Below are 9,081 nucleotides of genomic sequence, written 5' to 3'. Positions count from 1 at the left end.
GCTTCCGGCCATCTCGTCGCGCGCGGCCGGCTGAAGCACCAGTACCCGCATTCATGGCGCTCGAAGAAGCCGGTGATCTTCCGCAACACGCCGCAATGGTTCATCGCCATGGACAAGCCGATCGGCGATGCCGGCGCGCCCGACCCGGCGGCACCGGCGCCGACCGCCGGCGGCAACGCCGACACGCTGCGCAACCGGGCGCTGCGGGCGATCAAGCAGACCGAATGGGTCCCTGCCGCCGGCGAGAACCGCATCAACGGCATGATCGCCAACCGGCCCGACTGGGTGGTCTCGCGCCAGCGCGCCTGGGGCGTGCCGATCACCGTCTTCGTCGAGAAGGAGACCAAGAAGGTCCTGCTCGACGCGAAGGTCAACGCCGCCATCGCCGAGGCCTTCGAGAAGGAAGGGGCGGATGCCTGGTTCACCGACACCGACGGCGCCCGCTTCCTGAAGCCCTTCGGCTACGACCCGGCGCTGTACGAGCGCGTCACCGACGTGCTCGACGTCTGGTTCGATTCCGGCTCGACCCATGCCTTCACTTTGGAGAAGCGGCCGGACCTCGCGACGCATCGCGTCGTCGACGGCGGCAAGGACAAGGTGATGTATCTCGAAGGCTCCGACCAGCATCGCGGCTGGTTCCATTCGAGCCTGCTGGAGAGCTGCGGCACGCGCGGCCGGGCGCCCTATGACGTCGTCCTGACCCATGGCTTCTGTCTCGACGAGAAGGGCGAGAAGATGTCGAAGTCGAAGGGCAACGTCACCGCGCCGCAGGACATCATCAAGGACAGCGGCGCCGACATCCTGCGCCTCTGGGTCGCGGCCGCCGATTATTCCGACGATCTGCGCATCGGCAAGGAGATCCTCAAGACCTTCGTCGAGACCTATCGCAAGCTGCGCAACACCATGCGCTGGATGCTCGGGACATTGGCGCATTTCAGCGAGGAGATCCGCGTCACGGAGCCCGCCGCGATGCCGGAGCTTGAGCGGCTGATGCTGCACCGCCTCTCCGAGCTCGGCCCGCAGGTCGAGGAGGCCTATCGGACCTATGACTACAAGAAGGTCGTGAACCTGCTCTCGCAGTTCATGAACACCGAGCTCTCGGCCTTCTATTTCGACGTCCGCAAGGACGCGCTCTACTGCGACCCGCGCTCCAGCCATGTCCGCAGGAGCGCGCTGACCGTCGTCGACCATCTCTTCCGCTGCCTGACCACCTGGCTTGCGCCGATCCTGGTCTTCACCGCCGAGGAAGCCTGGCTCGAGCGCTATCCCGAGCAGAAGGCCGGCGAGGGCTCGGTCCATCTCGAGCTCTTCGCCAGCGCGCCGGAGAGCTGGTTCGATCCGGAGCTAGCCGAGCGCTGGGCCAAGGTCCGGCGCGTGCGCCGCGTCGTCACCGGCGCGCTCGAGCTCGAGCGGGCCGCCAAGCGCATCGGCTCCTCGCTCGAGGCCGCGCCGGAAGTCCATATCGCCGATCCCGATCTCAGGGCGGCGCTGAGCGGGCTCGATCTCGCCGAGATCAGCATCACCTCGGGCGTCAGGCTCGTCGAGGGCGAGGGCCCGGCCGAGGCCTTCCGCCTGTCGGACGTGCCCGGCGTCGCGGTCGTGCCGGTGCGGGCCGCCGGCGTCAAATGCGCCCGCTCGTGGAAATATTTCGACCCGGCGACCGCCGAGCCCGACCATCCCGACGTCACCCCGCGCGACGCCCGGGCGCTGCGCGAGCTCCGACGGGCCGCATGAGCCTGCCAGAGTCACAATCGCTGCCGGCGCCTGCCGGCCTGACGCCGCTGCGCCGCTTCGGCGTCGTGCTCGCCGTGCTCGTCCTCGTGGTCGACCAGGCGAGCAAGCTCTGGCTGCTCTTCGGCGCGCGCCTCGCCGAGGAGGGGCCGTTCCAGCTGACCTCCTTCCTCGAGATCGTGCTCGCCTGGAACCGCGGCATCTCCTACGGCCTGTTCCAGCAATCGACCGATATCGGCCGCTGGCTGCTGGTGGCGATCTCCTTCCTGGCGCCGATCTGGCTCGGCCGCTGGATGTGGCGCTCGCCCGACCGGCTGACGGTCGCGAGCCTGGCCCTGATCATCGGCGGCGCGCTCGGCAACGGCATCGATCGCGCGGTCTATGGCGCCGTGGTCGATTTCGTTCACTTCCATGTCGGAAGCTTCAGCTGGTACATCTTCAACGTCGCCGATGCGGCAATCGTTGTCGGCGTCGCCGGGCTTCTGTATGAGTCCTTCCGGCCTGGCACCGGCCGGGCGGTCTCGCAGTGAGGCCGCTTGCCATGGTTTTGCCGCGCCGATCGATCATGACGGGGCCTTACGCCCCGGGACGGAGAATGGACATGGCTCATCGGATCCGCGCCTCGCACATGCTGCTCGCCGGCGGCCTGCTGCTGGCGGCGACCCCTGCCTTTGCCCAGGAAGGCATGCTCTTCCAGAACCTGGTGAAAGGCATGGGGCTTTTCGGCAGCGACAAGGACGACATCGACTACAAGCAGCGCGCCCCGCTGGTGGTGCCGCCGGGCTCGACCCTGCCGAAGCCGCAGGAGCCGGGCGCGACCCGCACCGCCGCCTGGCCGGATGACCCGGATGTCGCCCGCCGTCGTGCCGATCGCGCAGCCGCCCGCTCGCCCTTCGCCACCACCGAAGCCTATCGCGCCAACAACCGGCCGGAGCTGTCTCAGGCGGAGATCCGCCGGGGCCGCGTCGCCGGCCGGAGCAACGGCCCGGACGGGATCGTCCCGGATCACAGCAACTACAACAACCAGATCGCGCCGATCCGCGCCGGCCGCGAGATGGCGGCGCGCCAGGCCCAGACCGACACCTCCAGCCTCGCCTATGGCACCGAGCCGGAGCGGAACTATCTCTACGAGCCGCCGGTAGGCTATCGCCGGCCGGCCGGTACGGCGCCGCTCGGTCCCGGTGCGGCCGGTCCGCAGGAAGACAAGCAGGCCGTCGGCCAGCGCGAATTCCTCGCCGGCACCAAGCCGATGCGATAGCAGGCGCCGCGCGCCCTGTAGGGCGCGCGCCCGTCTTGCCGCGCGCCTGCCGGGCAAGCCGCGCAGGCTGGTTTCCGGCGAGGCGCGGGCCTATCTTCCGTTGGAGCCCATTTCCGGCTCGGGTCGCGAGGGGCCCGGGCCGGCTTCCCGTCCCGTCGCCGCAGGAGTTCGACCCGCCCATGACGGTCCACAGACCGCCCAGCACCGTCGCCAGCCCGGTCGAATCCTTCCGGCTCGCCAATGGCCTCGAGATCGTGGTCGCTCCCGACCATCGCGCCCCGGTCGTGACCCATATGGTGTGGTATCGCAACGGCTCGGGTGACGATCCGGCCGGCAAGTCCGGCATCGCCCATTTCCTCGAGCATCTGATGTTCAAGGGCACGGCGAAATGGCCGGCCGGCGAGTTCTCCAAGATCGTCGCCGGCTATGGCGGCCAGGAGAACGCCTTCACCTCCTTCGACTACACCGCGTATTTCCAGCGCGTGCCGAAGGAGCATCTGCGCGCGATGATGGATTACGAGGCCGACCGGATGACCGGGCTGGCCTTCGACGAGACCGTGGTCGGGCCGGAGCGCGACGTGGTGCTCGAGGAACGGCGCATGCGCGTCGATGCCGACCCCGCCGCCCAGCTCGGCGAGGAGTTCTCCAGCGCCCTCTATGTCCACCATCCCTATGGCACGCCGATCATCGGCTGGGAGCACGAGATCGAGGGGCTCTCCCGCGACGACGCCTTCGCCTATTATCAGCGCTTCTATACCCCTGCGAATGCGATCCTCGTCGTCGCCGGCGATGTCGAGCCGGCCGAGGCGCTGCGCCTGGCGCAGGAAACCTATGGCACGATCCCCGCGCATGGCGAGGCGCCGCGTCGCAGCCGCCCGGCCGAGCCGGCCCCGCGCGCCGCGCGCCGCGTCTCGCTCTCCGACCCGCGCGTGCAGCAGCCTTCCCTGCGCCGTGCCTGGCAGAGCCCGACCTATCTCTTCGCCGGCGAGCGCGACCATGCCTTCGCGCTCGAGCTCGCGGCCGAGATTCTCGGCGGCGGCACCACTTCGCGGCTTTATCGCCGGCTCTGCGCCGAGCAGGAGCTGGCGGCCGGGGCCGGGGCCTATTTCATGGGCTCGATGGTCGACCGCTCGGCCTTCCAGATTTCCGCCAGCCCGCGCCCCGGCGTCGAGATGGCGGCGCTGGAGGCGGGGCTCGATGCCGCGCTCGCCGCCTTCATCGCGGAAGGGCCGAGCGAGCTCGAGCTCGCCCGCGCCCGCACCCGCCTCGTCGCCGAGACGATCTTCGCCCGCGACAGCCAGTCCTCGCTGGCGCGCATCTTCGGCGCCTCGCTCGCCGTCGGCGAGACCGTCGAGGACGTGCTGCTCTGGCCGCAGCGCATCGAGGCGGTCACCCGCGAACAGGTCGTCGAAGCGGTGCGTCTCTATCTCAGGCCCGACCGTTCGGTCACCGGCCTGCTCCTGCCCGCCGCCTGAGCCACTGGAGCAGGATACGAAAGGTGGGAGCCGGTTTTTCGTATGAATCCTGCTCTGAACTTTGGATAGCAGGCGGGCGTCAGGCGTCACGCCGTCAGGAAATGCCATGAACGCGCCGATCATACCTGCCTTTGCCGCGCCCGGCCCTGCGCTTTCCGTGCAGCGCGTCACCGCCTCCTGCGGCGTCGAGGCCTGGCTGGTCGAGGAGCACAGCCTGCCGCTGCTGGCGCTCGATTTCGCCTTCGATGGCGGCGCCAACCGCGATCCCGTGGATGGCGCCGGCAGCGCCAACCTGATCTCCGGCCTGCTCGACGAGGGCGCCGGCGATCTTGACGCCGAGGCCTTCCAGGGCCGCATGGCGGACTATGCCATCAGCCTGTCCTTCGACGCCCGCCGCGACGATTTCCATGGCCAGGTGCAGACATTGTCGCGCCATCGCGACGTCGCCTTCGAACTGCTCGGCCTCGCCTTGAATGCGCCGCGCTTCGATGCCGACGCCGTCTCCCGCGTCAAGTCGCAGGTCATCGCCAGCCTGCAGCGCCAGGCGCAGAACCCCGATACGCTCTGCCGCAACGCCCTGTTCGCCGCCGCCTTCCCGGGCCATGCCTATGGCCGGCCGGAGCGCGGCGACGTCGCCAGCGTCGGCGCCCTGCAGCCGCCGGCGCTGAAGGCGCTCTCGCGCGATCTTCTGAGCCGCGGCGGGCTGAAATTCGTCGCCGTCGGCGACATCACCGCCGCCGAGCTGGCCGAGCGCCTCGACGCCCTGTTCGCCGCCCTGCCGGCCGGCCAGCCGCGCGCCCTCCCGGAGGCCGGCCTGCCAATCGCCGGCCTCGGCGAGACCCGCATCGTCGATCTCGACGTGCCGCAGACGGTGCTGCGCTTCATCGGCCCCGGCCTGATGCGGCACGATCCCGATTTCTTCGCCGCGACCGTGCTGAACCACATCCTCGGCGGCTCGGCCTTCACCTCGCGCCTGTTCCTGGAGGTGCGCGAGAAGCGCGGCCTCGCCTATGGCGTCTCCTCCAGCCTGCTGCCGCTGCGCCAGAGCGGCTTCCTGATCGGCGGCACCTCGACCCGCAACGACCGCGTCGCCGAATCGATGACGGTGATCCGCGCCGAGATCGCCAAGCTCGCAGCCGAGGGCCCGAGCGAGCACGAGGTCGAGGAAGCCAAGCGCTACATCATCGGCTCCTATCCGCTGCGCTTCGACACCTCGCCCAAGATCGCGGGCGAACTGCTCGGGCTGGCGGTCAATGGCTACGGGCCGGAGTTCATGGCCGAGCGCAACCGTCACTTCGCCGAGGTCACGCTCGCCGATGTCCGGCGCGTCGCCGCCCGGCTGTTCGGCGATGGCAAATTGCTGGTGCAGGCGGTCGGCCGCCCGGTCGGGCTCGCCTGATCCTCGCAGCCGATGCCGTCATTGCGAACGCAGCGAAGCAATCCGGGAGGTTTGCTCTGCCGCTCCTGGATTGCTTCGCTTCGCTCGCAGTGACGGAATAGGTTTTCGCTTCTTCATCTTGCCACCTCCCGTTTCGAAGGCCGTCCCATGCTCCAGCAAAGCCTCGATCTCGCGCTCGTCTCCGGTGTCGGCGAGGGCGGCATTCCCGACGCCGCCTTCGACAAGGCGGTGGCCGATCTCGCACCGGCGCTGGCGCGGCTGAAAGGCGAGGCGGAGACCCTGCCGCTGCTCGGCCTGCCGGCCGACACTGCCGACCTGCCGCCGGTGCGCGAGGCGGCCGAGCGCCTGCGCCAGAGCGCCAGCAACGTGCTCGTGCTCGGTACCGGCGGCTCCAGTCTCGGCGGCCAGACGCTGGCGCAGCTCACCGGCTACGGCACGGCGGGCCTTTCGGCCTTCCTGCCCGAGCCGCGCGTCCATTTCATCGACAATCTCGACCCGCTCACCTTCGAGGCGCTGCTGAAGGCGCTGCCGCTGAAGACCACGAAATTCATCTCGATCTCGAAATCCGGCGGCACCGGCGAGACCCTGCTCCAGACCATCGCCGCGATCACCGCGCTGCGCGGCGCCGGCATCGCCGAGGACCGGCTCGGCTGGCATTTCCAGGGCCTGTCCGAGCCGGCCAGGCCCGGCAAGCTGCACGCGCTGCGGGCCCTGCTCGAGCCCCTCGGCGTGCCCTTCCTCGAGCATCATACCGGCGTCGGCGGGCGCTATTCGGTGCTGACCAATTGCGGCCTGCTGCCGGCGGCGCTGCTCGGCCTCGACATCGCCGGGCTGCGCCAGGGCGCGGCGAGGGCCCTTGGCCCGGTCCTCGCCGGCAAGAGCGTCAAGGAGACGCCGGCCGCGCTCGGCGCCGCGCTCAACCTCGCCGCGATGCGGACGGGCAAGAACATCGCCGTGCTGATGCCCTATGCCGACAAGCTCGCTTTGCTGACCCGCTGGTGGATGCAGCTCTGGGCCGAGAGCCTCGGCAAGGACGGAAAGGGCACCCAGCCGGTCGGGGCGCTCGGCCCGGTCGACCAGCATTCGCAGCAGCAGCTCTACCTCGCCGGCCCGAAGGACAAGCTCTTCACCGTGCTGACCGTCGCCAACAAGGGCAAGGGCCCGGCGATCGACGCCGCTTTGGCAAAGCAGATCGGCGAACAGGACTTCGCCGGCAAGACCATCGGCGACCTCGTCGCGGCGCAGGGTCTCGCCATGGTCGATACCTTCGCCAAGAACGGACGCGCCGTGCGCAAGCTCCATGTCGATGAGGTCAATGAGGCGACCCATGGCGAGATCCTGATGCATTTCATGCTGGAGACGGTGCTCACCGGCTACGCCATGGGCGTCGATCCCTTCGACCAGCCGGCGGTGGAGGAGGCGAAACTCCTCGCCAAGCGCTATCTTGCCGAGGGGCGCGGCTGAGCGAATCGGTGTCCGTCCTTCGTCATGGTCGGGCTTGACCCGACCATCTCGGAAACCAGAGTTCGCTGGTCCCGAGATTCTCGGGTCTACGCTTCGCTACGCCCGAGAATGACGCGCTTCGGCCGGCCTCCCGATAGGACCCCCATGACCGTCCGCCGCCTCGATCCCGTCCTGGTCGACCGCATCGCCGCCGGCGAGGTGATCGAGCGGCCGGCTGCGGCGGTGAAGGAGCTGGTCGAGAACGCCATCGACGCCGGAGCCCGCTCGATCGCGGTCACCATCGCCGCCGGCGGGCGCGAGCTGATCCGCGTCGTCGACGACGGCGCCGGCATGAGCCCGGACGATCTCGCGCTCTCGGTCGAGCGCCACGCCACCTCGAAGCTCCCCGATGGCGACCTCTTCGCCATCCGCTCGCTCGGCTTCCGCGGCGAGGCGCTGCCCTCGATCGGCTCGGTCGCGAGGCTTTCGATGACCACGCGCCAGAGCGGGGCGGCGCAGGGTTCTGCGCTTGTCGTCGAGGCCGGGGTCAAGGGCGCCTTGCGTCCGGCGGCGGCCGTCTTTGGCACCCGCATCGAGGTCAGCGACCTCTTCATCTTCACCCCCGCCCGGCTGAAATTCCTGAAAAGCGACCGGGCCGAGGCGCAGGCCGTCTCCGAGATGCTGCGGCGCCTCGCCATCGCCCATCCCGAAATCCGCTTCTCGCTCGAAGGCGAGCATGTCAGCGCCTTCGACTGGCCGGCCGAGCCGATCGGCGAGGAGGGCCGCTTGCGCCGTCTCGGGCGAGCGCTCGGACGCGACTTCCCCGAGAACGCGCTTGCCGTCGCGGCCGAGCGCGAGGGCGTGCGCCTGTCGGGCTTCGCCGGCCTGCCGACCTTCCATCGCGGCACCTCGGCCGGCGTCCACATGGCGGTCAATGGCCGCCCGGTGCGCGACAAGCTGCTGCTCTCGGCGGTGCGCGGCGCCTATGCCGATGTCGTGCCGTCCGACCGGCATCCGGTGCTCTATCTCGACGTGCTCTGCGATCCCGCCACCGTCGACGTCAACGTCCATCCGGCCAAGAGCGAGGTCCGCTTCCGCGATCCGGCGCTGGTCCGCGGCCTCGTCGTCACCAGCCTGAAGGCGGCCCTCGCAGCGGCCGGCCACCGCGCCACCACGACCGGCGGCGCCCGCACGCTCGAGGCCTTCCGCAGCGTCTTCGCCGGCAGCGGCAACGGCGCCCAGCTCCAGCGCCCGGTCTTCAGCGGAACGGCCGACTGGCGCGGCCCGGCCGCGATGGGGCCTGTACCCGCGCAGACCGGCTTTTCCGATTTCGCCATGCCCTCGGCCGATGCCCGCGCCCATCTTTCCGAGCCGGCGCAGGACGCGCTCGACCGGCCGCTCGGCGCCGCCCGCGCCCAGGTGCACGGTACCTATCTCATCGCCCAGACCCGCGACGGCATGGTCATCGTCGACCAGCACGCTGCCCATGAGCGGCTGGTCTATGAGCGCCTCAAGGCCGAGCGCGCCAGGGCCGGCATCGCCCGCCAGCCGCTGCTGCTGCCCGAAGTGGTCGAGCTCGACCCGGTCGACGCCGACCGGCTCAATGCCGCGGCTGCCGATCTTGCCTCGCTCGGCCTCGTCATCGAGAGCTTCGGGCCGGGCGCCGTGCTGGTGCGCGAGGCGCCCGCCGCGATCGCCGGCGGCAATCTCCAGGGCATCGTCCGCGACGTCGCCGATGCGCTGGCCGAGCATGGCGATGCCGGCTCGCTGGAGCG

General features: G+C 70.0%; 7 protein-coding genes. All 7 read left to right on the top strand.

Annotation, left to right across the window (positions count from 1 at the left end):
• On the top strand, positions 1 to 1,734 hold a 1,734-nt coding region (locus V6M56_RS21205; RefSeq protein ID WP_332686728.1), incomplete at its 5' end, for a class I tRNA ligase family protein.
• On the top strand, positions 1,731 to 2,261 hold the full coding sequence (lspA, locus tag V6M56_RS21200; protein ID WP_332686726.1) for a signal peptidase II: 531 nt from the start codon (positions 1,731 to 1,733) through the stop codon (positions 2,259 to 2,261). The genes V6M56_RS21205 and lspA, both read left to right, overlap by 4 nt.
• Positions 2,262 to 2,332: 71 nt before the next feature.
• Complete coding sequence (locus V6M56_RS21195) at positions 2,333 to 2,989, top strand: hypothetical protein (RefSeq protein ID WP_332686724.1); 657 nt, start codon at positions 2,333 to 2,335, stop codon at positions 2,987 to 2,989.
• Between the two features lie 179 nt (positions 2,990 to 3,168).
• Positions 3,169 to 4,464: a M16 family metallopeptidase gene (locus V6M56_RS21190; RefSeq protein WP_332686722.1), complete on the top strand. Its 1,296-nt coding sequence runs from the start codon at positions 3,169 to 3,171 to the stop codon at positions 4,462 to 4,464.
• A gap of 106 nt (positions 4,465 to 4,570) precedes the next feature.
• Positions 4,571 to 5,863 carry a M16 family metallopeptidase gene (locus tag V6M56_RS21185; RefSeq protein ID WP_332686720.1) on the top strand — a complete coding sequence of 431 codons (1,293 nt, stop codon included), beginning with the start codon at positions 4,571 to 4,573 and terminating at the stop codon, positions 5,861 to 5,863.
• A gap of 147 nt (positions 5,864 to 6,010) precedes the next feature.
• Complete coding sequence (locus tag V6M56_RS21180) at positions 6,011 to 7,327, top strand: glucose-6-phosphate isomerase (RefSeq protein ID WP_332686718.1); 1,317 nt, start codon at positions 6,011 to 6,013, stop codon at positions 7,325 to 7,327.
• A 144-nt stretch (positions 7,328 to 7,471) separates the two neighbouring features.
• Positions 7,472 to 9,081: DNA mismatch repair endonuclease MutL (mutL, locus tag V6M56_RS21175; protein ID WP_332686716.1), on the top strand; the 1,610-nt coding region annotated here is incomplete at its 3' end.

This window comes from Allobosea sp. (assembly GCF_036675845.1).
GTDB lineage: Bacteria > Pseudomonadota > Alphaproteobacteria > Rhizobiales > Beijerinckiaceae > Allobosea.
The sequence above is the reverse complement of the archived record's forward strand: the minus strand, read 5'-3'. Positions and strand labels throughout refer to the sequence as shown.